Source organism: Rhodococcus sp. RDE2 (assembly GCF_020885655.1).
In the GTDB taxonomy this organism is placed as follows: domain Bacteria; phylum Actinomycetota; class Actinomycetes; order Mycobacteriales; family Mycobacteriaceae; genus Rhodococcus; species Rhodococcus pyridinivorans.
Map to the genome: position 1 here is coordinate 66,294 of NZ_AP025186.1, position 23,432 is coordinate 89,725.

The following is a 23,432-nucleotide window of genomic DNA, read 5'->3' on the forward strand; positions in this document are numbered from 1 at the left end:
TCGGTTCGATCAGACGCCGGACAGTGCGAAGTCGCCGGTGGTGCCGGCCGGTACGAAATCGCCGGTGGCACCGGACAGGGCGAGTTCGTGTGCGTACTGGCTCTCCGGACGCGGCAAGCCGTAATGGTCGCGCAGGGTGGTGCCGGTGTACTCGGTCCGGAACAGGCTGCGCTCCTGCAGGATCGGCACCACCTGGGAAGCGAACGCCTCGAGGCCCTGCGGGTACTGCGGCGGCATGATGTTGAAGCCGTCGGCGGCGCCGTTGGTGAACCACTCCTCGATGATGTCGGCGATCTGCACCGGCGTGCCCGCGACGACGTTGTGGCCGCGTGCGCCTGCGAGCTTGTGCAGCAGCTGACGCAGGGTCGGCTGTTCGCGCTCGACGATCTTCGCGAAGACCAGGCGGCGGCTGTTGTTGTTGTCGGTGATGTCGCCTGCGCCGGCGAACAATTCGACCGGAACCTTCTCGTCCAGCTCGAGCCGGGACACGTCGATGCGGCCCATCTTCTGGAGCTGCCCGAGACCGTATTCGACGATGGTGAGTTCGTTGAACTCGCGATGCAATTCCTTCGCTTCGGCCTCGGTCGCCCCGATGAACGGGCTCAGGCCGGGAAGGATCTTCACGTGATCGGGGTTGCGCCCGAATGCCGCTGCGCGGGTCTTGATGTCGGTGTAGAAGGCCTGGGCGTCCTCGATGCGCTGGTGCGCGGTGAAGATCGCCTCGGCGTAGGTCGACGCGAAATCGCGCCCGTCGTTCGAGGATCCGGCCTGCACGAGCACCGGGCGTCCCTGCGGGGAGCGGGCCGAACCGAACGGGCCGCGCACCTTGACGTAGTCACCCTCGACGTCGATGCGGTGGATCTTGTCCGGATCGGCGTAGACGCCGGCGGCCTTGTCGAGGACGAGTGCGTCGTCCTCCCACGAATCCCACAGCTTGATCGCGGCGTCGACGAATTCGCGTGCCCGGGCGTACCGTTCGTGCACGTCGGGGTGTTCGGTGTACCCGAAGTTCGCTGCCGCTGCGTCGGTCGCGGTGGTGACGATGTTCCAGGCGGCGCGGCCACCGGAGATGTGGTCGAGCGAGGAGAACAACCGGGCGAGGTTGTAGGGCTCGTAGTAGGTGGTCGACGCCGTGGCGATCAGCCCGAGATGCGTGGTGACCGTGGCCATCGCGACCAGCGTGGTGATCGGTTCGAGGCCGTAGTCCGGACGGTACTTCACCTCGGTGCGCAGAGCCGGACCGTCGGCGAAGAACACCGCGTCGAGCTTCGCGCTCTCCGCGAGGCGGGCGAGTTCCTGGAAGTAGGTGACGTCGTAGAGACGCTCGGGCACGCTGCCGGAATGGCGCCACGAGGCCTCGTGGTGGCCGGTCGGGTAGATGAAGGCGTTGAGGTTGAGCTGGCGGTTCGTCATGTCGGATTCCCCTCGGAAGGTCAGCTGCGGGTGTGGGAGGCGCCGGTCTCGGCGACCGCTTCGGTGACGACCTCGTCGAAGCGCAGATCGAAGGCGTCGGCGGCGTCGACGGGCTTGGGCAGTTCACCGGCGGCATCGATCACGTCGATGGTGTGCTGCTGGGTCGCGATGAGCTCCTCGTCGAGGTGCGGGAAGGTGGTGATCCCGGAGGTGTCGAGGATGCGCTCGCCGTCCTCGGCCGTCAGGCCCTGGCTCTTCACGAAGTAGGTGTCGATGTACGCGTCGCGGTTGTTGTTGGCCCAGTCCACGGACGTGATGTACGCGGTGACGTAGGCGCGGACCGCTGCGGCGGTCGCCGGGTCGGACAGGGCCTTCTTGCTCGAGTAGAGGTACGAGATGCCTTCGCTGAGGTCCTCGATCTCAGGGCGCGGCAGCGACGTCGCACCCGGAGTCTGCATGTACCGGGAGAAGACCGGCTCGCTCATCGGCGCGGCGTCGATCTGGTTGGAGCGCAGTGCGTCCGGGAAGTCCGGCAGCGACATCGACACGAGCTCGACGTCGTCGACCGACAGGCCGGCCTTGTCGAGGCCGCGGAGCACGAAGGCCTGCTGCGAGGTGCCCTCGGCGTAGCCGATGCGCTTGCCCTTCAGGTCCGCGAGCGTCGTGATGTCCGAAGCGTTCGGGGCGATGCCCATGTTGAGGCTGTTGTTCGTCTGCATGGCCGCGACGACCTGCACGTCGTCACCGGCGACCAGCGACTGGACGGTCATGATCTCGCCGGCCCACGCGACGTCGACCGCGTCGGCGCGGAAGGCCTCGAGGATCGCGGGTGCGCCCTGGAAGGTGGCGAACTCGTACTCGAACGGCAGCGCGTCGAGTTGTCCGGAGCCGGTGAGGAGGGACAGCTGCCGCTCACCCTGGTCGGCGATGACGAGCTTGGTGCCCGCCGGGATCTCCGTGGGCAGCGCGCTGTCGGAAGCGAGGCCGTCGCCCGAGGAACCGGAGCTACATGCCGCGACCGCGGTCAGAAGGAGCGCGATGATGGCCGTCGATCCGGCACGACGTAGACGGGGCATGGACTTCCTCACGGTTCTGGCACTGGGGGAGCGATCTTCGACGGTGTCGAAGTCGTCACCGATCCTGTGCGATCCGTCGGCGGGGGACCAGGGTTTGCGGGCTCTTCGCACTTGGTAGGGGCGGGTGTCGATCGACCCCGTTGCCGTGTCGGTGATTGAAAAAGGGCCCGCGCCCTTGTGAGCTGGGTGTTCTCAGGCATCCAGGACAGCAAGGAACGCGGGCATGCACCACGGTAGTTCATTGCTGCTCGATCTCGACGGCGTCATCGTCGAATCGGTGCAGCGCACGGTCGAGGGCAGCCGGATCGTGCAGATCGCGACGGCACCCGAATGGGTCGGGGTCTGTCCGGAGTGCGGGCAGAAGTCCACGCGTTCGAAGGGTTGGGTCACCACCAGACCGCGGGATGTGCAGGTCGGACCCGACCGTCCGCTGTTGGTGTGGCGGAAACGGAAATGGTTGTGCACCAATACCTCCTGTGCCCGTAAGGTGTTCACCGAGTCGACGCCGGGGGTGCCGTCCCGGGCGCGGGTCACGCCCCGAGCGAAGGCGCTGCTGGTCGAGGCGGTCCTCGACGGGGACCGGTCGGTGTCCGCGGTCGCGGGCGACTACGGGTGCGCCTGGCACACCGTCCACGGCCACCTCGTCGTGGTCGCCGACGCCGCCCTTGGCGACGAACCCGAACCGGTGGTCGTCCTCGGGATCGATGAGACCCGACGCGGGAAGGCGAAATGGGAAACTTGCCCCGAGACCGGGGAACGGAGATGGGTGGACCGGTGGGACACCGGACTGGTCGACCTGACCGGCGATCAAGGGTTGCTGGCGCAGGTCAACGGGCGCACCTCCGCCGTGGTGATCGACTGGTTCGACGCCCGCGACGAGGCATGGAAGGCGCAGATCACCCATGTCGCGATCGATATGTCGTCGGTGTATGCGAAGGCGGTGCGCGAGGCATTGCCGCACGCGCAGCTGGTGGTGGACCGGTTCCACCTGGTCAAGAAGGCCAACGAGATGGTCGATACCGTCCGGCGCAGGGTCACCCAGGCCGAGCGGGGTCGGCGCGGCCGCAAGAGCGATGTCGAATGGATCAATCGACGACGGCTGCTGCGGGCCGCGGAGCGCCTAACCGATGAGCAACGATCGACACTGTTCGAGAAGCTGACCTCCGCCGACCCGCACGGGGACATCGCCGCCGCATGGATAGCGAAGGAACTGCTGCGCGATGTGTTGCGCTGCACCGACCGTGGTGGTCTGCGATACGAGATCCGAGATGCGCTGCACCGGTTCTACACGTTCTGCGCGGCGTGCCGGGTCCCGGAGATCGGCAAGCTGGCGACGACCATCTCGGCGTGGCAGGAACCGATGATCCTGGCGATCACCTCCGGCCTGTCGAATGCGCGCAGTGAAGGCTACAACCGCATCGTCAAGCACGTCGGCCGCATCGCGTTCGGATTCCGTACCCCGGAGAACCAACGCCGCCGGGTACGGTGGGCCTGCACTCGACGGTCACGTCGGGTCGCACCCAGCCGGCACCAGTACCACTGCTAACTGCGAAGAGCCGGTTTGCGTCAGCGTGAGCGAAAGGTCCTCGATCCGGCCCCTCGGTGCTGTTCGCGGGCCGATATCGCCGGTATCCGCGCATCGCGGCGGTTACCGTGCGAGGAGAACCGGAGGCGGGGGAGGTGGTGCGCATGAGTGCGGACGGTCGGCACATGTCGCAGCCGGATCTGATGTCCTGGCGGATGGAGAAGGACCCGGTCCTGCGGTCCACGATAGTCGCGGTGGCTCTGCTCGACCGGTCACCCGACCAGGAGCGCTTCGTCCGGATGATGGAGCGCGGAACACGTGCGGTGCCGAGCTTCCGCCGCAAGCTCGTCGAATCCCCGTTCGGGCGGACCCCACCGCGATGGGTGGACGACCCCGACTTCGAGCTGTCCTGGCATCTGCGGCGCATCGCGCTCCCGCATCCCGGGGGACTGGACGCCGTGCTCCCGCTCGTGCGCGCCGCGGCGATGTCGGCCTTCGACAAGGACCGTCCCCTCTGGGAGGCGACGATCGTCGACGGCCTCGACGACGGTCGCGCCGCGATCGTTCTCAAGGTGCACCACTCGCTCACCGACGGTATCGGTGGCATCCAGATCGCGAACGAGATGGTCGACTTCGAGCGCGACGGTACCGACCGCGGGCTACTGCCCGAGGATCCGCCGACCTCGGCTCCGGCATCGAATCTCGCCGATTCCGTGGGTTGGTACCTCTCGACGGCCGGCGAGATGGTGGGGAGGGGTGTGCCGTGGCTCGTGCGTTCCGGTCTGAGGTCGGTGACGAATCCGGTCGCGGCGCTGCGCAGCGTGGTGGACACGGCCCGCTCGACGGCCCGGTTCGTGCAACCGGTGTTCACGACGCTGTCCCCGGTGATGGTCGGCCGCAGCACCGTTCGGGAGGTCGCGGCCCTCGATCTGCCGCTCGACGCTCTGCGGCAGGCCGGACGGGCAGCGGACTCCTCGCTCAACGACGCCTTCCTGGCCGGAATCCTGCTGGGGCTGAGGCACTACCATTCCCGGCACGGCGCACAGGTCGCCGAACTGAGGACGACGCTGCCGATCAGTCTCCGGCGCGAGAGTGACGCGATCGGAGGAAACCGGATCACCCTGGCGCGGTTCGCTCTTCCCCTCGATGTCGCCGATCCGGTCGCGTCGATGCACCGGGTGGACCGGATCGTCCGGTCGTGGCGGGACGAACCGGCCGTGCCGCTCTCGTCCGCCATCGCGGGTGTGCTGAACGTGCTCCCGGCCGGTGTGCTGGGTGGGATCCTCGAGCACATCGACTTTCTCGCGTCGAACGTCCCGGGTTCGCCGATCCCGCTGTACATGGCCGGGGCGGAGGTGCTGAGGTACTACCCGTTTGCTCCCACCGTCGGCTCGGCCGTCAACATCACGCTGATGTCGCACACGAACCACTGCTGCATCGGAATCAACGCCGACTCCGCCGCCGTCCCCGACCTGCCCGTCCTCGTCGAGTCGCTGGTGAAGGGCTTCGGTGACGTGCTCGCAGTGGGAGGCGAGGGCACGCGCATCGAGACCACGCTGTCCGCTACGACGACCTCGCACGCCTGATCGGTCGAGGGGATCGCGCACCGGGGTGCCGGGCGGTGTTGCTCGGCGGGAACGCTCATGATCGTCAACTCATGGTTGACGGGTTCCATGCGTCAACTTAGAGTTGACGCATGGAACCCATTCGTCCTTCCCATCCCATCCGGCTCGACGACCTCATCGACGCGATCAAGAAGGTCCACGACGATCCGCTCGAACAGCTCTCCGATGCCGTCATCGCGGCCGGCCACCTCGGCGAGGTCGCCGATCACCTGATCGGACACTTCGTCGACCAGGCCCGGCGTTCCGGCAAGTCGTGGTCGGAGATCGGCCAGAGCATGGGCGTATCCAAGCAGGCAGCCCAGAAACGGTTCGTATCGAAGAACGACAACGACCTCGACCCAGAACAGGGATTCTCGCGGTTCACTCCGCGCGCGCAGAACACCGTGATGGCGTCGATGAACGAAGCACGTGCCACGGGAAGCCCCGAGATCACGCCCGTCCATCTGATCCTCGGTCTGCTCGTCGACACCCAGTCGCTCGCCGCCCGCGCACTCGCCGTTCAGGGCGTCGACTTCGCGGCGCTGCGCTCGGCCGCCGTGGCGACGCTCCCCGAACCGTCGAGCGACGTCCCCGAACTCGTCCCGTACGACGCGGGTGCCCGCAAGGCCCTCGAGCTGACCTTCCGCGAAGCCCTGCGACTCGGACACAACTACATCGGCACCGAGCACATCCTCCTCGCGCTCCTCGAACTCGAGAACGGCGACGGCGTGCTCTCGGCGGCCGGCGTGAACAAGAGCGCCGTGGAGAAGAAGGTCGCGGAGGATCTCGCCGCCATCGTCGAGGCCCAGCAGGACGAGGACGGCAAGACCGGGTCGTAGGACAGGGCGGGACCTGCGCCCGTGGCGCGGGCACGTTCCTTGCGGCCAGGTTCGCCGACGGCCCCCTCGGGGTACGTCGAAGTCATGAACACACGTCACGCATGTCTCGTCGCGGGCTTCTCCGTCGCCACGCTCGTGGCCGCCGGGTGCAGCAGCGACGACTCGTCCACCGACACCGAGACCACCGTCGAGACCCCACCCACTTCGCTCACGACCACTACCACCGACTCCATGCCCACGCCGCTGCCCGGGATGAGCGGCGACGCCTTCGGTCTCCCGAACGAGGGAGGCGACGACGACAACGCCTTCACCTACGACGAAGCGGCCGTGCCGGTCGGCGCGACCTTCGACGTCGAATCCGAAGAGGAGAACGGCCGGACCACCGTCACCCTCAGGGTGATGGGTCTGCAACCCGATCGGGACTTCGGGGCGCACGTCCACACGCAGCCGTGCGGGCCGAACCCGTCCGATTCGGGACCGCACTACCAGAACCAGGTCGACCCGGCGGCGAACCCCGACTCGCCGTCCACCGATCCCGCCTACGCCAATCCGCAGAACGAGATCTGGCTCGACATCACCACCGACGCGCAGGGCAACGCCGAGGCGTCCACGACCGTCGACTGGGAGTTCCGTGACGATGAGGCCAACTCGGTGGTGCTCCACGCCCAGCACACCATGACCGCACCGGGTGAGGCCGGGCAGGCCGGCGACCGGCTCGCCTGCATCGACGAGGACTTCTGACCCGGACGACGCAGTGACGACCCGACGGTCCGGTGGGTGAGCGCCACCCGCCGGACCGTTCTCGTGCCGTGAATCGGGCTCGGGCGAACGACTTCCGTGCCATGCTGACGCCGGAACCGGTGAAGGAGGAGCGTGGATGGAACCCGTCGTCGACACCACCGGCGGACGAGTACGCGGTACGACCGTCGGCGGCACGGCCGTCTTCAAGGGCATCCCGTACGCCGCCGCGCCTTTCGGTGAGCTGAGATTCGCAGCGCCCGGACCTGTTCCCGGATGGGACGGCGTGCGCCCCGCGACCGAGTTCGGTCCCACCGCCCCGAAGGCGCCGTACGCCCCACCGATCGACCGGCTCCTGCACGAACCGTCGATCCCGGGCGAGGACGTCCTCGGCCTCAACGTGTGGAGTCCCGACCTCTCCGGCTCGCTGCCCGTGATCGTGTGGATCCACGGCGGCGCGTTCGCGCACGGAAGCAGCACGGTGGCGCTGTACGACGGTGCGAACTTCGCACGCGATGGCGTCGTCTTCGTCAGCATCAACTACCGACTCGGCGCAGAGGGATTCGCGCTCCTCGACGACGCTCCGGCGAACCGTGGTCTCCTCGATCAGGTCGCCGCCCTCGAATGGGTCCGCGACAACATTGCGGCCTTCGGCGGTGATCCGAATTGCGTGACGATCGCCGGTGAATCCGCGGGGGCGATGAGTGTGGTCTCGCTGCTGGCGATGCCCGCGGCGCGCGGGCTGTTCCGTCGCGCGATCGCCCAGAGCGGCGCCGGACATTCGGTGATGTCGGCCGGCACCGCGCGGACGGTCGCCGGCGCCCTGGGCGACATGCTCGGCGTCGCCCCGACCCGCGCGGCGTTCGCCGGGATCGAGCCGAAGGTGCTCGTCGACGCGCAGGAACGTCTCACGGCCCGGATCCGCAGTGAGCGCGACCCGGCGACATGGGGTGAGATCGCCACCGACTCGATGGCCTTCGAACCGTGCGTGGACGGGACCGTGCTCCCGGGCCGGCCGATCGACCTCGTGGGGAAGGGCGCAGGATCCGACGTCGATGTGCTCATCGGCCACAACGACGACGAGATGACGTTGTTCTTCGTGCCTCTCGGAGTCGACGGACTGCTCGACGAGACCGCTGCGCGCGGACTCGCCGCCGCCTACGGCCTCACCGATCCGGAGTCGTTCGACGCCTACCGTCGCGCTCGGCCCGATGCTCGCCCCGGCGATACGGCCATGCACATCGTGCGCGACTGGATGTACCGCATCCCGGTGCTCCGCGTCGCGGAGACGCGTGCCGCACACGACGCCGAAACCCATGTCTACCGGTTCGATTGGAAGTCGCCGCTGTTCGACGGCCGGCTCGGCGCGACCCACGCGCTCGACATCGGTTTCGTATTCGACAATCTCCATCTCCCTCAGGCCGCGGCGCTCGCGGGTTCCGTGCCTCCGCAGGAACTGGCGACGCGGATGCACCGGGCGTGGGTGGACTTCGCGACCACGGGTTCGCCGGGATGGCCACCCTACGGGGACGAACGCACCGAGATGCTCTTCGGTGACATGTGTGCGACCGTCGACGACCACGAAGCCGATCTGCGGACGCTGTGGGACGGAATTCGCTGACCGAGTTTGATCTACGTCGTCCCGGGTAGTCGTGGGAAAGACGTGTCCAGCCCCGGATATCCACTCGACAGACGACAGCCACGAATCGGAGTTCCCATGCCCGCCGACACCCCGAAGATCCCCGGTGTTCCTTCGTCCACCGTGCCGCCCGTGGAGGAACCCACGACGCCCACGACTCCGCCCGAGCCCAAGCCCGATCAGGCGGAGCCCGAGGTCAGGACGGCCACCGGCACTCCCGCGGATCTGCCGCGCGGACGTGCCCAGCAGGGGGAGTACCTGACGACGGCTCAGGGTGCGCGGCTGACGGATACCGACCACTCCCTCAAGGCCGGTCGACGCGGACCGATCCTTTTGCAGGATCACCATTTCCGCGAGAAGATCACCCACTTCGACCACGAACGCATCCCGGAGCGCGTGGTGCACGCCCGCGGCGCCGGCGCCCACGGTGTCTTCCGCGCGACGGGCGCCGCGAGCTCGATCACGCGTGCCCAGTTCCTCCAGAAGGACGTGGAGACACCGGTGTTCGTGCGGTTCTCGACGGTGCTCGGTTCCCGTGGCTCGGCCGACACGGTGCGCGACACCCGCGGTTTCGCGACGAAGTTCTACACCGAGGAAGGCACTTTCGACCTCGTCGGCAACAACATCCCGGTGTTCTTCATCCAGGACGCCATCAAGTTCCCCGACATCATCCATGCGGGCAAGCCGCACCCGGATCGTGAGATCCCGCAGGCGCAGAGCGCCCACGACACCTTCTGGGACTTCGTCTCGCTCCACACCGAGGCCACGGCCCACACGATGTGGAACATGTCCGACCGCGGCATCCCGCGCTCCTACCGCATGATGGAGGGCTTCGGCGTCCACACCTTCCGCGTGGTCAACGCCGAGGGCGACACCGCGCTGGTGAAGTTCCACTGGAAGCCGCGCCTCGGCGTGCACTCGCTGGTGTGGGAGGAAGCCCAGCTCATCAACGGTTTCGACCCCGATTTCCACCGTCGCGACCTCGCCGACGCGATCGAGGCCGGTGCCTACCCCGAGTGGGATCTCGGTGTGCAGGTCTTCCCGGACACCCCGGAACAGACCTTCGAGGGGATCGATCTGCTCGATCCCACCAAGATCGTCCCCGAGGAACTCGCGCCCGTGCAGATCATCGGCACGATGGTCCTCAACGCCAACCCCACCAACTTCTTCGCCGAGACCGAACAGGTCGCCTTCCACCCCGGCCATCTCGTCCCGGGCATCGACGTCACCGACGATCCGCTGCTGCAGGGCCGCCTGTTCTCCTACCTCGACACCCAGCTGACGCGACTCGGCGGACCGAACTTCGGGCAGATCCCGATCAACCGTCCGCACGCACCCGTCAACGACATGTTCCGCGACGGCTTCCACCAGCACGCCGTCCACACGGGTGTCGCTCCGTACAAGCCGAACTCGCTCGACGCGGGATGCCCGTTCATGGCCGGTGTCACCGAGGGTGCCTTCGTCGACCTGCCGGTGGAGGTACCGGCGGCGAAGAAGGAGCGTGAGGTCTCCCGGTCGTTCGACGACCACTACACGCAGGTCCGCCAGTTCTACCTGAGCCTGTCGGAGATCGAGCAGGACCACGTGGCCTACGCCTACACCTTCGAGCTGGGCAAGTGCTACGAGCAGTCCATCAAGGAGCGGCAGCTGCAGATCCTGGCGAACATCGACACCGGGTTGTGCGAGAAGGTGGCGGCCGGTCTCGGTCTGCCCGCTCCGAAGCCGACCGTCGAGGTCTCCGATCTCCCGCAGAGCCCCGCGCTGGCGCAGGTCGGCAAGACGTGGCCCGTGCAGGGCCGGTTGATCGGCATCGTCGCCGACGACACCACCGACGTCGATCAGGTGCTCGCGGCTGTGCAGGCCGTGGACGCGGCCGACTGCGTCCCGCTGGTCGTCGCCCCGCACGGCGGGATGCTCGGGGGAGTCGTGCCGATCTCGCGCACCTTCCTCACGGCCCGCTCGATCGAGTTCGACGCGGTGATCATGGCGACGACCGTCCCCGACACCCGGGTCCGGATCCTCGTCGACGAGATGTTCCGGCATCACAAGGCACTGGCCGCGTGGGGAGCCGGTGCGGCGGCACTGGAGGAGCTGAAGGCACCGGGTGTCGAGATCGTGGACGGACCCGAAACGGCCGTCGCGCAGGTGCTGGAGCTGCTGGGTACCCACCGCGTGTGGGATCGAGACGCCGTGTGACAGACCTCACCTGAGCTCGTCTTCCGAAGTTCGGGTGCCCCAAGTTATTCTTTCGTTACCTCTGGCCGCAGCTGATTCTCATCGCTGCGGCCAGTTGTTATTTACGCCCAGGTCAGGGCACGAATCGCATCATCGGGTGAATCGCGCCGCCGCGCCCACGAACGGGTCGCGCAGAGCCGTGAACCGGCGTGCGGTCGCCACCCGGGCGAGAAATCGGGACGCGCGCACCAGCCGCTGGGTGCGGCGCCGCCGGGCTCGGTCGTACCGCTCCAGTGCCTCCGCCACCGGATGCTCGGACAGCAGGACCGCGAGTGTCGCACCGTCGATCATCGCTTCGCACGCGCCGCGACCGAGATTCGGTGCCATCGCGTGAGCGGCGTCACCGATCAGCGCGACGTTGCCGCGGACGAAGGACGGCAGCGGGGGCGATTCGTACAGATCGTGGTGCAGCACGTCGGCGGGGTCGATCCGGTCGAGCACGTCGCGCACGGCCGGGTGCCAGTCGCGGTAGCGCTCGCGCAGTTCGTCGATGCTCCCCGTTCTGCCGGCCGGGGCGCGCACGGCGGCGAACCAGTTGGTCAGATCCCCGTCACGCGGGGTGATGCCGAACAGTGCGCCCGGTCCCCACGACTCGCTCGTCGTCGACACCGTGCCCGGCACCCAGCCGCGCCACGCCGAGTAGCCGGTGTACACGGGACGGTAGGCGGGACCGAACAGCCGGTCGCGCGTCGCGCTGTTGATGCCGTCCGCTGCGATCACGACGTCGTAGGCGGCGAGATCCGGCGACTCGGGTGCCGGCGCTCCGAACCGGACGAGATCGGACGGGATCCCCTCGGCCAGGATCGTGAGCAGTTTCGGCCGGGAGAGCAGGACGACCGGTCGCGTCATGGTGCGGATGCGTCCGATCACCCGCCCGTCCCATCGCAGGAAGGCTGCACCGTCCTGCAGCACGCCGAGTTTCTCCACCTGCCCGCCGAGGCCGGAGCCGCAGCCGGCGGTGGTCAGGGCGTCGAGGGCCTCGGTCCACATGCCGAGCGCGGTGCCCGTCTCCGGGAGGGAGGGTGCGCGTTCGAAGACGTCGACGTGCCAGTCGCGCCGGACGAGCGCGTTGGCGACGGTGAGCCCGCCGATCCCTCCGCCGAGGATCGCTGCTTTGCCGTGTCGTGTGGTCATGGCCCCGACGGTACTACGGATGTAGTGCCGTGTCACTACTCCTGTAGTGAATCTCGTAGAATCGGGTCGTGACCGACAAACGCACAGCGGTTCTCGACGCTGCGATCCATCTGGTGGGGACCGGAGGGCTGCGCGCCCTCACCCACCGCCGCGTCGATGCCATCGCGGGTGTGCCGGCCGGATCCACGTCCAACTACTTCCGCACCCGCCAGGCTCTCGTCGAAGGGGTGCTCGACAGGCTCCTCGAGCAGGACCGGGTCCAGCTCGCCGCGATCGGCGCCGCGTTGCCGGGAGACGCGCGTGAGCTCGAAGACCTGATGCATGGATATGTGATGTTCGTGACGGGGGACGACCTCGTGCGGACCCGCGCACGCTTCGCGATGTTCGTCGAGGCGATGGCGACGCCCGAACTGCGTGCCGGGGTCGAGACTCGCCGCAGCGAACTGCGCGGATGGATCGGGACGGTGCTCGCGGGCCTTGGCGTCGACGATTCCGCCACCGCCGCGCGGGTTCTCATCGACTACCTGGACGGACTGATCCTGCATCGCTGCACCTCGCACGACGACGGACCGGACCCGCGCGACGGCGTGTCCCGGATGGTGCGAATGCTCCTTTCCACGGCAGGGTGACGCCCGCGATTCGGGTGCGTTACAGCTGCGTTTCCGCAGGTGGGCGGGAGAATAGGGCAGGCTTGCTTGCATTACCCCCCGCCACCTGGCATATCGTTCATTTCGAAGACGGTGGGACCACGACGTCCCACCGGTCGCCGGGTCCACGCTCGTGCTGCCGAAAAAGGCACCCGCACCGTCGCGGATGAGCGGATACTGGCGATGTCGAAGGTATCGGGCACCCGGCCGATACCCGTCTACGGCAGTAGATGGCCATCAGCGCTGCTGGTCGTCGGTGCTATCGCATCAACGAAGGCTAGGTATGACTCATCTCCCCGGGCCTCGAGGGCTCTACCACCCGGCGAACGAGCACGACTCCTGTGGCGTCGCGTTCGTCGTCGACATGCACGGTCGTCGCAGTCGCGACATCGTGGAGAAGGCGATCACCGCCCTGGTGAATCTCGAACACCGCGGTGCAGCGGGAGCGGAACAGAACACCGGCGACGGTGCCGGCATCCTGATCCAGGTCCCCGACGCCTACTTCCGTGAGGTCGTCGACTTCGATCTTCCCGCCGAAGGCGCATACGCGACCGGTATCGCGTTCCTGCCCAAGGACACCGCTGCGGCCGACGCCGCGGCCGCCGAGGTCGACCGCATCGTCGCCGAAGAGGGCCTCGAGGTCCTCGGCTGGCGCGAGGTGCCGATCGACGAGTCCGAGCTGGGCTCCATGGCCAAGGACGCCATGCCCACCTTCCGGCAGATCTTCATCGCCTCCGGCGCCCGCGCGCTCACCGGCCTCGAGCTCGAGCGCCGCGCGTACGTCGTGCGCAAGCGCACCGAGCACGAGCTCGGCCACCACGGCGCGGGCGAGGACGGTCCCGGTAGCGAGACCGTCTACTTCCCGAGCCTGTCGGCGTCGACCTTCGTCTACAAGGGCATGCTCACCACGCCCCAGATGAAGGGCTTCTACCGCGACCTGCAGGACGAGCGCGTCGTCTCGGCCCTCGGTCTCGTGCATTCGCGGTTCTCCACCAACACGTTCCCGTCGTGGCCGCTCGCGCATCCCTTCCGCCGCGTGGCGCACAACGGCGAGATCAACACCGTCACGGGCAATGCCAACTGGATGCGTGCACGTGAGGCACTCATCGACACCGAGGTCTTCGGCGGTCGCGACAAGCTCGAGAAGATCTTCCCGGTCTGCACGCCGGGTGCGTCCGACACCGCGCGTTTCGACGAGGTGCTCGAACTGCTGCACCTCGGTGGTCGCAGCCTGCCGCACGCCGTGCTCATGATGATCCCCGAGGCGTGGGAGCGCCACGACTCGATGGATCCGGCACGTCGCGCGTTCTACGAGTACCACGCGGCCCTCATGGAGCCGTGGGACGGACCGGCTTCGGTGTGCTTCACCGACGGCACCGTCATCGGCGCCGTGCTCGACCGCAACGGCCTGCGCCCCTCGCGTGCCTGGGTCACCGACGACGGCCTCGTCGTCATGGCCTCCGAGGTGGGTGTGCTCGACATCCCCACCGAGAAGATCGTCAGCAAGCGTCGCCTGCAGCCGGGCCGCATGTTCCTCGTCGACACGGCCAAGGGCCGCATCGTCGAGGACGAGGAGATCAAGCGCGAGCTCGCCGCCGAGCATCCCTACGAGGAGTGGGTCGCCAACGGCGTCACCCGTCTCGAGGATCTGCCCGAGAGCAAGTACACCTACATGTCGCACGAGCGTGTCGTGCTGCGGCAGCAGGTCTTCGGCTACACCCGCGAAGAGGTCGACCTCCTCGTCAAGCCGATGGCGGCCTCCGGCGCCGAGGCGCTCGGCTCGATGGGCACCGACACGCCGATCGCCGTGCTGTCGTCGCGTCCGCGTCAGCTGTTCGACTTCTTCTCGCAGCTGTTCGCCCAGGTCACCAACCCGCCGCTCGACGCGATCCGCGAGGAGATCGTCACCAGCATGGGCGGCATGCTCGGCCCCGAGGGCGACCTGCTGAACCCGACCGAGGCGTCGTGCCGGCAGATCCTCATCGGTGCGCCGGTCATCGACAACGACGACCTGCAGAAGCTCATCCACGTCAACGACGAGAAGCAGTTCCCCGGCTTCAACAGCGTCATCATCCGCGGCCTGTACCCGGTCGCGGAGGGCGGTGAGGGTCTGCGTCGCGCGCTCGCCTCGATCCGCGAGCAGGTCTCGCAGGCCATCGAGAAGGGCGCACGCCTGATCGTGCTGTCCGACCGCGAGTCCGACGAGAAGCTGGCGCCGATCCCGTCGCTGCTGCTCACCTCCGCGGTGCACCACCACCTCGTCCGCGAGAAGACCCGCACCAAGGTCGGTCTGCTCGTCGAGGCCGGCGACGCCCGCGAGGTCCACCACATCGCCGCGCTGTGCGGTTTCGGTGCGGCCGTGGTCAACCCGTACATGGCATTCGAGAGCATCGACGAGCTGCTGCAGAACGGCGACCTGCCCGAGGGCATGACCCTCGACAAGGCCATCGCCAACTACATCAAGGCGGCCTCGAAGGGCGTGCTCAAGGTGATGTCCAAGATGGGCATCTCCACGCTCGCCTCCTACACCGGTGCGCAGCTGTTCCAGGTCATCGGCCTGTCGCAGGAACTCGTCGACGAGTACTTCACCGGTCTGCAGTCGCAGCTCGGCGGCGTCGGTCTCGACGAGATCGCCGCGGACGTCGCGGCCCGTCACCGCACGGCCTTCCTCGACCGCCAGTCCGAGCGCGCGCACCGCGAGCTCGAGGTGGGCGGCGAGTACCAGTGGCGTCGTGAGGGCGAGTACCACCTGTTCAACCCGGACACGGTGTTCAAGCTCCAGCACGCGACCCGCACCGGCCAGTACTCGATCTTCAAGGAGTACACGAAGCTCGTCGACGATCAGTCGGAGCGACTCGCGTCGCTGCGCGGTCTGTTCGAGTTCAAGAAGGGCGTGCGCCCGCCGGTGCCGATCGACGAGGTCGAGCCGGTGAGCGAGATCGTCAAGCGCTTCTCGACCGGTGCGATGAGTTACGGCTCCATCTCGGCCGAGGCGCACGAGACCCTCGCGATCGCGATGAACCGTCTCGGTGGCCGCTCGAACTCCGGTGAGGGCGGCGAGCACCCGAGCCGCTTCACCCCGGACGAGAACGGCGACTGGCGGCGCTCGGCGATCAAGCAGGTCGCCTCGGGTCGCTTCGGTGTGACCGCGCACTACCTGAGCAACTGCACCGACATCCAGATCAAGATGGCGCAGGGCGCGAAGCCCGGTGAGGGCGGCCAGCTGCCGCCGCACAAGGTGTACCCGTGGGTCGCCGAGGTCCGTGGTTCGACGCCCGGTGTCGGCCTGATCTCGCCGCCGCCGCACCACGACATCTACTCGATCGAGGATCTCGCGCAGCTGATCCACGACCTGAAGAACGCCAACCCGAAGGCCCGCATCCACGTGAAGCTGGTCTCCGAGCTCGGTGTCGGCACGGTCGCCGCGGGTGTGTCGAAGGCACACGCCGACGTCGTGCTCATCTCGGGTCACGACGGTGGTACCGGCGCGTCGCCGCTGACCTCCCTCAAGCACGCGGGTGCTCCCTGGGAGATCGGTCTCGCCGAGACCCAGCAGACGCTGATGCTCAACGGTCTGCGCGACCGCATCGTCGTGCAGGTCGACGGCCAGATGAAGACCGGCCGCGACGTCGTCGTCGCCGCTCTCCTCGGTGCCGAGGAGTACGGTTTCGCGACCGCGCCGCTCGTGGTCTCGGGCTGCATCATGATGCGCGTGTGCCACCTCGACACCTGCCCCGTGGGTGTCGCGACGCAGAACCCGGTGCTGCGCAAGCGGTTCACCGGCAAGCCGGAGTTCGTCGAGAACTTCATGCTGTACATCGCCGAAGAGGTGCGCGAGTACCTCGCCGAGCTCGGTTTCCGCAGCCTCGACGAGGCCATCGGCCAGGTGGACGTCCTCGACACCCGCAAGGCCGTCGAGCACTACCGCGCGTCGAAGCTCGACCTGTCGCCGCTGCTCGAGAAGGTCACCTCCCCGATCTACGGGGAGCAGGACATGCACTGCACCAAGGAGCAGTACCACGCTCTCGACAAGGCACTCGACAACGAGCTGATCGCGAAGGCGCAGCCCGCTCTCGAGTCGGGCACGCCGGTCTCGTTCGACACCCCGATCACCAACGTCAACCGCACCGTCGGCACGATGCTCGGCCACGAGCTCACCAAGAAGTACGGTGCGGACGGGTTGCCGGACAACACGATCGACATCACCTTCACGGGTTCGGCCGGCAACAGCTTCGGTGCGTTCGTCCCGCGCGGCATCACGATGCGGCTCAACGGCGACGCGAACGACTTCGTCGGCAAGGGCCTGTCGGGTGGTCGCATCATCGTGCGCCCGCCGCACAATGCGGCCGAGGGCTTCGTGCCCGAGGACAACATCATCGCCGGCAACGTCATCCTGTTCGGTGCCACCTCGGGTGAGGTCCTCATCCGAGGCATCGCGGGTGAGCGCTTCGCGGTCCGCAACTCCGGAGCCACGGCCGTCGTCGAAGGCGTCGGCGACCACGGCTGCGAGTACATGACGGGTGGCAAGGTCGTCATCCTCGGCAAGACCGGCCGCAACTTCGGTGCGGGCATGTCCGGTGGCGTCGCGTTCGTGTACAACCCGGACAAGGACTTCGAGAACAACCTGAACACCGAGCTGGTCGACCTCGAGGATCTCGAGGGCGAGGACTTCGCGTGGCTCAAGGGCGCCGTCGAACGGCATCGTGACGAAACGGGCTCCGAGGTCGCAGCCCGCATCCTGGCCGACTGGTCACAACAGGTCAGCCACTTCGCGAAGGTCATGCCTCGCGATTACAAGAAGGTACTCATGGCTATCAAGGACGCCACCATCCGTGGTGCGAACGTGGACGAGGCGATCATGGAGGCTGCTCGTGGCTGATCCCACCGGTTTCCTCAAGCACGGTTCCCGCGAGACGCCGGTCCGCCGGCCCGTCCCGCTGCGACTCCTCGACTGGAAGGAGGTCTACGAGCCGTTCCCGCTCGACACCCTCCGGACCCAGGCAAGCCGTTGCATGGACTGCGGTATCCCCTTCTGCCACAACGGTTGCCCGCTCGGAAATCTCATTCCCGAGTGGAACGACCTCGCCTACAAGGGCAAGTGGGAGGACGGGATCGAGCGTCTCCACGCCACGAACAACTTCCCCGAGTTCACCGGCCGGCTCTGCCCGGCGCCCTGTGAGGCGTCGTGCGTGCTCGGCATCAACCAGGACCCGGTGACCATCAAGCAGGTCGAGGTCGAGCTGGTCGAGAAGGCCTTCGACGACGGCCGCGTCAAGCCGGTTCCGCCGTCGAAGCTCACCGGCCGCAAGGTCGCGGTCGTCGGCTCCGGGCCTGCCGGTCTCGCTGCGGCACAGCAGCTCACGCGTGCCGGTCACTCGGTGACGGTGTTCGAGCGGGCCGACCGCATCGGTGGTCTGCTCCGCTACGGCATCCCCGAGTTCAAGATGGAGAAGCGCTTCATCGACCGCCGTCTCGCGCAGATGGAGGCCGAGGGCACCGTCTTCAAGCCGGGCGTGAACGTGGGTGTCGACATCACCGCCGACGAGCTGCGCGAGCAGTTCGACGCCGTGGTTCTCGCCGGCGGCGCGACCGTCGCCCGCGACCTGCAGATCCCCGGACGCGAGCTCGACGGCATCCACCAGGCGATGGAATTCCTGCCGATCGCCAACCGCGTGCAGCTCGGCGACCTGCCGGCCCCGACCATCACGGCCGAGGGGAAGAAGGTCGTCATCATCGGCGGTGGCGACACCGGCGCCGACTGCCTGGGCACCTCGCACCGTCAGGGTGCGGAGAGCGTCCACCAGTTCGAGATCATGCCGCGGCCGCCGGAGCAGCGCGCCGAGTCCACCCCGTGGCCGACCTACCCCCTCATGTACCGCGTCTCGTCGGCGCACGAGGAGGGCGGCGAGCGCGTCTTCTCCGTCAACACCGAGGAATTCGTCGGTAAGGACGGCAAGGTCACCGCCCTCAAGGCACACGAGGTGCAGATGGTCGACGGTCGCTTCGAGAAGGTCGAAGGCAGCGACTTCGAACTCGAGGCCGATCTGGTGCTACTCGCGATGGGCTTCACCGGTGCCGAGAAGCCCGGTCTGCTCACCGATCTCGGTGTCGACTTCGACCAGCGCGGCAACGTCGCCCGTTCGTCGGAGTGGGCCACCAACGTCGACGGTGTCTTCGTCGCCGGCGACATGGGTCGCGGACAGTCGCTCATCGTCTGGGCGATCGCCGAGGGTCGCGCGTGCGCCGCTGCGGTGGACCGCTTCCTCGAGGGCGAGACGGCACTGCCGGCGCCGATCGCGACCACCACGATGCCGCAGCGCTGAGCGCGGGAATCTGCCGGCGTCCGAGTGGCGCCGGAGAGTTGAGCGCTCCAGCGTCGCAGCGCTGAACGAGGTACGACCACTGGGCCGCGCACCGGAAGGTGTGCGGCCCAGTGGCGTTCGGGGGCGGCGTTCGTGGGTGGGGTCAGACGTCGACGAGCGACGCGGGATCGGTGTCGGATGCGGTGGCCGGCGCCGGTTCGGGTGTGGCCTCCTCACGCCGCCGCGCGAGGAAGCGATCCACGGCCCATGATCCGGAGCCGAGGAAGATCAGGACGAACATCGCCCAGCAGAACAGCGCGGCGGATTCACCGTCGTTCTGGATGGGCAGTGCGCCGTCGTCCTGGTGGCCCCAGAAGTAGGCGTACGCCATCGAGCCGGAGCCGAGGAAGGCCGCAAGCCGGGTACCGAAACCGAGGATCAGGGCGGTGCCGCACACGACCTGGATGATCGCACCCCACCAGCCGGGCCATGCGCCGAGTTGTGCGGTGGCTCCGCCGTAGGGTTCCGCCGGCCACGCCCACAGGCTCGTGGTGCCGTGGCAGAAGAACAGGAAACCGACGACGATGCGGAAGGCAGGGTGCTTGGTCCTCGTTCCTCCGGTTTCGGTGGGTCTGCCCCCGCTTTCCGGGGGTGGATCCACAGAAATCCGTTCAACAGCGACCGCCGGAGGCGCTGCGCTTGTGACATTTCCGTGTCGCCGGGCGTCGCACCCGTTATGGTTTTGCGCATGACGGCTACGAGACGGGCGCTGGCGACGGTCGTGATGGGTGCGGGTGCCGTCGTGGCCGCCGTCGCGGCGGCTCCCGCCGCGGCCGCGGATCCTGCGGCCGCGTGCATCCGCAACGGTGGTGGGCTCGTGACGATCGACGGCGCCGAGCCCGTCCCACCGGTTTTCGGATTCGACGGTCCCCGCCTGCTCGGACTCCAGGGCGGTGTCGGCAACGCGTGCATCACCAACGTGGGTCCCGGCGCCGTAACCGTCACGCACCCCGAGGGACGTGTCCCGGGACGCACCGAGGTGTCCACCGCGCTCGTGGAGATGCGGGTCGACGGCGGGCTCGGCAACGTCGCCGTCACCAACGTCGGTACCGGTGCGGTCACGGTGCACCGGACGGAGGTCACGCCCGAGCCCGTTGCGGCGCCCGCACAGGCTCCGCTCCCCGGGATGCCGGAGCTGATCCTCGACGCGGGAACCGACGGCGTCTTCGTCACGAACGTCGGTACGGGCGGTGTCACAGTCATCGACCGTGCCGTCGCGCCGGCGGAGCTCCCGGCCCCGCCACCGCCTCCCCCGGGTTCGGTCGTCACCGATCCGTTCAGCGGAAACATCTATGTTACAAACCTCTTCGGGCCCGACATCGTCGTCGCGGAACCCGCCTCGACCGCCGAAGGGAGCGTGGTCGAGCGGCCGGTTCCGGGAACGGCGGTCGACTACGGGACGGGCAACGTCTTCGTGACGAACATCGGCGGGGGACAGGTGACCGTCGTTCGCGGCTGATCGGCCTGCCCCGTCGTTTCCCGACAACGTTCCGGACTCGGATACATCACATCCGGTTCACGAATATGTCATCCTTCTACTCGATACTGCCGGGGAGGGGCGCGGCACCAGGACAGTAGCGGGGCGGGGACATGGCTATGAGAAGAGTGTGGGCGGCAACGGTGGCCGCAGTGGCGGCATGTGCAGCAGTATTCGTCGCAATGCCTGCGGCGCAAGCGAATCCGCCCGGATGTCCGACCCTGAACGTGGTCGCGGTGCCGGGAACGTGGGAGACCTCGAATACCCCCGACCCCGGCCGCGGGAACGGCATGCTCGCCCAGGTCACGTCCAATCTTCCCGCCGGGGCCCGCGTCGACTACGTCGCGTATCCCGCCACGGCCTTCCCGTGGGAGGGCGACGTGTACGCGGCCTCCCGCAACCGCGCCGTCGACAACGCGCGCGGCATCATCGCGGCCACCGCCGAGCGGTGCCCCCTCACGAACTTCGCCCTCGTCGGCTACAGCCAGGGTGCCGATGCCGCAGGCGATCTCGCCGCCGAGATCGGCACCGGGCTGGGAGTGATCGGTCCGCACCGCCTCGTCGCGGTGGGTCTGCTGTCCGATCCGCGGCGCTCCGAACTCGACCCGTTCGTCGGTCCGCCGGTCGCCGGCACCGGTGCGGGAGGTGCCCGCGCGGGAGGCTTCGGATTCGTAACGCCCAACGTGCGCACCATCTGCGCGGTGGGCGACCTCTACTGCTCGACGCCACCGGAGGACTTCGTCACGCGACTGGCCGGCTTCCTCGCGATCTCGGCGGGCAGCCCGTTCGAGCAGCTCGAGAACTACCGTGACGAGGCGACGGCGCTCTACAACGACATCATGACCGCCGGGGGCATCCCGATGCTGCAGTTGCAGCTCACGCCCGAGGCGAACGAGCTGCGCGAGCAGAAGATCCGCACCTTCTACGAATCGCAGATCCATCAGGACTACTCGAACTACGTGGTCGACGGTCGCGGAACGACGGCTACGCGGTGGCTACACGACTGGATCGCCTCGAAGGCCTGACCATCAGTCGATGTCGAATCGTGCGCCCACACGCATGACCCGGGGCGCGAAGCGCATCAGCCACTTGCGCACCTTCGCCCCCGGGGCGACCGTCACCACAGGCTTGTTGTGACGGACCGCCCCGACGATCGCCTTGGCCACCTTCTCCGGCGCGATGTGCAGGCGCCGGTACATCGCGAGGGTGCGGGTGCGTCGCGCTGCTCGTAGTTCCTTGTTCGGCGCGACGTACTCCGTCGCCCGGGTGAGATTGGTGTCCACCAGGTCGGGACACACGACGGTCACGCCGATCCCGTGTTCGAGCAGTTCGGCGCGCAGGCACTCCGACAGCATGAACACCCCGGCCTTGCTCGTCGTGTAGGCGGCGAGGTTGCGTTGTGGCATGTACGCCGCGGCCGACGAGACGTTGACGATCTGCCCGCCCGTGCCGGCCTCGATCATCTGCTCCGTGAAGGCGCGGCAGCCGTAGACCACTCCCCAGAAGTTCACGTCCATCACGTTCTCGAAGACGCTCTGCGGAGTGTCGGCGAAGGCACCGATGACACCGATGCCCGCGTTGTTGACGAGCACGTCGGCGACGCCGTGCCGCTCGCGAACGGTCTGCGCGAACTTCCGGACCTGCTGTTCGTCGGAGACGTCGAGTTCGTAGGCGTGGGCGGCGCCGCCGAAGACGGCCTCGGAACCTCCGGCACCGGGAGCCGGGACGTTCACGAGCGCCACCGTCTCGCGGGCGCTGTCGAGATCCTTGTCTGCCACGACGACGATGGCGCCTTCGGCGGCGAAGGCGATCGCCGAGGCACGGCCGATCCCGCTACCACCACCGGTGACGACGACGAGGGCGCCGGTCAGGTCGCGCAGGCGGCTGCGTAGTGCAGCGCCGGCGCGCCAGCGGCGTATCTGAGCGATCCGAGAGGTCACCCCACCATCGTGACGCACTCGCCGCGTGTGGTCCGGTCAGTACAGGAACTCGCGGTAGAGCTCGCGCTTGCCCGGCTCGGCGTCGGCAGGGATCTCGATCGAGTGGAGTTCGGCGTGCATGTCGCGCATCGAGGGGACCGCCGCGCGGTCGGGATAGGTCGACGGATCCCACAGCTTGGCGCGCAGCAACGCCCGCGCGCAGTGCAGGAAGACCTCGTCGATCTGCACGATCACAGCGAGTTGCGCGGGCTTGTTCTGCAGCGACAGCTTCCCGAGCAGGTCGGGGTCGGTCGACAGGGTGGCGCGGCCGTTGATCCGCAGCACCTCCTCGTCGCCGGGGACGAAGAACAGCAGCCCGACGTGAGGGTTCTCGAGGATGTTCCGGTACGAGTCGGCGCGACGGTTGCCGGGACGGTCGGGCAGCGCGATCGTGTGGTCGTCGAGGACGAGCACCGCCGACTCGATGTCGCCACGCGGCGAGCAGTCGCAGTTGCCGACGGCGTCGGCGGTGGCGATCGTGAAGAACCGCGCCAGCGACAGGAAATGCCTGATGAGCGGCGTCAGGTGTGGTCGCGCCTTGTCGACGATCGCCGGGTGCGGAATGCCCAGGACGGCCTCGAGCTCACCCTGTGTCCGTATCCCGCCCTGTACGAGCTCGTCGATCCTGTCCGCATCCATCCGGTGCACCTCCGGCGGTGACCGTATCAATCCTGCGCGGGAAGATCACGTCGGTGTCCGTGTCATGCCCTGGTCAGGGGTTGCACAGCCGGATGCTTCCGGTCACCGGGACGACCAGGGAGGCC

Annotated in this window: 16 protein-coding genes and 1 pseudogene; 11 read left to right on the top strand and 6 right to left on the bottom strand. The window is 67.9% G+C overall.

The features are described from left to right. Positions 1 to 9: 9 nt before the first annotated feature. Positions 10 to 1,413, bottom strand: coding sequence for an LLM class flavin-dependent oxidoreductase (locus LPH33_RS00325; protein WP_229566668.1), 1,404 nt, complete (start codon positions 1,411 to 1,413; stop codon positions 10 to 12). Between the two features lie 20 nt (positions 1,414 to 1,433). Beyond that, positions 1,434 to 2,489 (bottom strand): ABC transporter substrate-binding protein, encoded by a 1,056-nt coding sequence (locus LPH33_RS00330; protein ID WP_229566670.1) that lies wholly within the window; start codon positions 2,487 to 2,489, stop codon positions 1,434 to 1,436. A 177-nt stretch (positions 2,490 to 2,666) separates the two neighbouring features. On the opposite strand from LPH33_RS00330, the pseudogene LPH33_RS00335 reads away from it, so the two are divergent. From LPH33_RS00335 to LPH33_RS00360, 6 genes and pseudogenes are all read left to right on the top strand, one after another. Then, positions 2,667 to 4,035 (top strand): annotated as a pseudogene (locus LPH33_RS00335) (ISL3 family transposase). Positions 4,036 to 4,178: 143 nt separating this feature from the next. Next, positions 4,179 to 5,600: a wax ester/triacylglycerol synthase domain-containing protein gene (locus tag LPH33_RS00340; protein ID WP_229566672.1), complete on the top strand. Its 1,422-nt coding sequence runs from the start codon at positions 4,179 to 4,181 to the stop codon at positions 5,598 to 5,600. A gap of 110 nt (positions 5,601 to 5,710) precedes the next feature. Continuing rightward, positions 5,711 to 6,457 carry a Clp protease N-terminal domain-containing protein gene (locus tag LPH33_RS00345; RefSeq protein WP_229566673.1) on the top strand — a complete coding sequence of 249 codons (747 nt, stop codon included), beginning with the start codon at positions 5,711 to 5,713 and terminating at the stop codon, positions 6,455 to 6,457. A gap of 84 nt (positions 6,458 to 6,541) precedes the next feature. After that, positions 6,542 to 7,198 (top strand): superoxide dismutase family protein, encoded by a 657-nt coding sequence (locus LPH33_RS00350; RefSeq protein WP_229566675.1) that lies wholly within the window; start codon positions 6,542 to 6,544, stop codon positions 7,196 to 7,198. Positions 7,199 to 7,334: 136 nt separating this feature from the next. Continuing rightward, the gene (locus LPH33_RS00355) at positions 7,335 to 8,816 is read left to right on the top strand and encodes a carboxylesterase/lipase family protein (RefSeq protein WP_229566677.1); all 1,482 of its coding nucleotides are present in this window, start codon (positions 7,335 to 7,337) and stop codon (positions 8,814 to 8,816) included. 96 nt (positions 8,817 to 8,912) lie between these two features. Beyond that, a complete protein-coding gene (locus LPH33_RS00360; RefSeq protein WP_106200881.1) occupies positions 8,913 to 11,030 on the top strand; it encodes a catalase in 2,118 nt (705 codons plus the stop codon). A gap of 129 nt (positions 11,031 to 11,159) precedes the next feature. Here LPH33_RS00360 and LPH33_RS00365 read toward each other — a convergent pair whose 3' ends face one another. Beyond that, a complete protein-coding gene (locus tag LPH33_RS00365) occupies positions 11,160 to 12,203 on the bottom strand; it encodes an FAD-dependent monooxygenase (RefSeq protein ID WP_229566679.1) in 1,044 nt (347 codons plus the stop codon). 68 nt (positions 12,204 to 12,271) lie between these two features. Here LPH33_RS00365 and LPH33_RS00370 point away from each other — a divergent pair, with 68 nt between their 5' ends. The 3 genes from LPH33_RS00370 (at position 12,272) to LPH33_RS00380 (ending at position 19,173) form a co-directional block, all read left to right on the top strand. After that, positions 12,272 to 12,832, top strand: a complete 561-nt coding sequence (locus LPH33_RS00370) for a TetR/AcrR family transcriptional regulator (RefSeq protein ID WP_229566680.1) — start codon at positions 12,272 to 12,274, stop codon at positions 12,830 to 12,832. Between the two features lie 301 nt (positions 12,833 to 13,133). Beyond that, positions 13,134 to 17,729, top strand: a complete 4,596-nt coding sequence (gltB, locus tag LPH33_RS00375) for a glutamate synthase large subunit (RefSeq protein ID WP_229566682.1) — start codon at positions 13,134 to 13,136, stop codon at positions 17,727 to 17,729. Continuing rightward, entirely contained in the window at positions 17,722 to 19,173 is a 1,452-nt protein-coding gene (locus tag LPH33_RS00380; RefSeq protein WP_229566684.1) for a glutamate synthase subunit beta, read from the top strand. The genes gltB and LPH33_RS00380 overlap by 8 nt, the downstream gene beginning before the upstream one ends. Before the next feature lie 142 nt (positions 19,174 to 19,315). Here the strand turns inward: LPH33_RS00380 and LPH33_RS00385 are convergent, their stop codons facing one another. Next, entirely contained in the window at positions 19,316 to 19,738 is a 423-nt protein-coding gene (locus tag LPH33_RS00385) for a DoxX family protein (protein ID WP_229568517.1), read from the bottom strand. Positions 19,739 to 19,900: 162 nt separating this feature from the next. Here LPH33_RS00385 and LPH33_RS00390 point away from each other — a divergent pair, with 162 nt between their 5' ends. Together LPH33_RS00390 and LPH33_RS00395 are read left to right on the top strand one after the other, a co-directional pair. Further along, on the top strand, positions 19,901 to 20,671 hold the full coding sequence (locus tag LPH33_RS00390) for a hypothetical protein (RefSeq protein ID WP_229566686.1): 771 nt from the start codon (positions 19,901 to 19,903) through the stop codon (positions 20,669 to 20,671). 200 nt (positions 20,672 to 20,871) lie between these two features. Beyond that, positions 20,872 to 21,714, top strand: a complete 843-nt coding sequence (locus tag LPH33_RS00395) for a cutinase family protein (RefSeq protein WP_080678516.1) — start codon at positions 20,872 to 20,874, stop codon at positions 21,712 to 21,714. A gap of 3 nt (positions 21,715 to 21,717) precedes the next feature. Here the strand turns inward: LPH33_RS00395 and LPH33_RS00400 are convergent, their stop codons facing one another. After that, positions 21,718 to 22,629 (bottom strand): SDR family NAD(P)-dependent oxidoreductase, encoded by a 912-nt coding sequence (locus tag LPH33_RS00400; protein WP_019290417.1) that lies wholly within the window; start codon positions 22,627 to 22,629, stop codon positions 21,718 to 21,720. Between the two features lie 36 nt (positions 22,630 to 22,665). After that, a complete protein-coding gene (locus LPH33_RS00405) occupies positions 22,666 to 23,307 on the bottom strand; it encodes an MSMEG_1061 family FMN-dependent PPOX-type flavoprotein (protein WP_060652366.1) in 642 nt (213 codons plus the stop codon). Between the last annotated feature and the right edge of the window lie 125 nt (positions 23,308 to 23,432).

Excerpts from the sequence above, each read along its gene's own strand:
- LPH33_RS00350 (WP_229566675.1), top strand. The coding sequence starts at position 6,542 with ATGAACACACGTCACGCATGTCTCGTCGCGGGCTTCTCCGTCGCCACG.
- LPH33_RS00360 (WP_106200881.1), top strand. The coding sequence starts at position 8,913 with ATGCCCGCCGACACCCCGAAGATCCCCGGTGTTCCTTCGTCCACCGTG.
- LPH33_RS00325 (WP_229566668.1), bottom strand. The coding sequence starts at position 1,413 with ATGACGAACCGCCAGCTCAACCTCAACGCCTTCATCTACCCGACCGGC.
- LPH33_RS00365 (WP_229566679.1), bottom strand. The coding sequence starts at position 12,203 with ATGACCACACGACACGGCAAAGCAGCGATCCTCGGCGGAGGGATCGGC.
- LPH33_RS00390 (WP_229566686.1), top strand. The coding sequence starts at position 19,901 with ATGACGGCTACGAGACGGGCGCTGGCGACGGTCGTGATGGGTGCGGGT.
- LPH33_RS00340 (WP_229566672.1), top strand. The coding sequence starts at position 4,179 with ATGAGTGCGGACGGTCGGCACATGTCGCAGCCGGATCTGATGTCCTGG.
- LPH33_RS00330 (WP_229566670.1), bottom strand. The coding sequence starts at position 2,489 with ATGCCCCGTCTACGTCGTGCCGGATCGACGGCCATCATCGCGCTCCTT.
- LPH33_RS00355 (WP_229566677.1), top strand. The coding sequence starts at position 7,335 with ATGGAACCCGTCGTCGACACCACCGGCGGACGAGTACGCGGTACGACC.
- gltB (WP_229566682.1), top strand. The coding sequence starts at position 13,134 with ATGACTCATCTCCCCGGGCCTCGAGGGCTCTACCACCCGGCGAACGAG.
- LPH33_RS00405 (WP_060652366.1), bottom strand. The coding sequence starts at position 23,307 with ATGGATGCGGACAGGATCGACGAGCTCGTACAGGGCGGGATACGGACA.
- LPH33_RS00345 (WP_229566673.1), top strand. The coding sequence starts at position 5,711 with ATGGAACCCATTCGTCCTTCCCATCCCATCCGGCTCGACGACCTCATC.
- LPH33_RS00395 (WP_080678516.1), top strand. The coding sequence starts at position 20,872 with ATGCCTGCGGCGCAAGCGAATCCGCCCGGATGTCCGACCCTGAACGTG.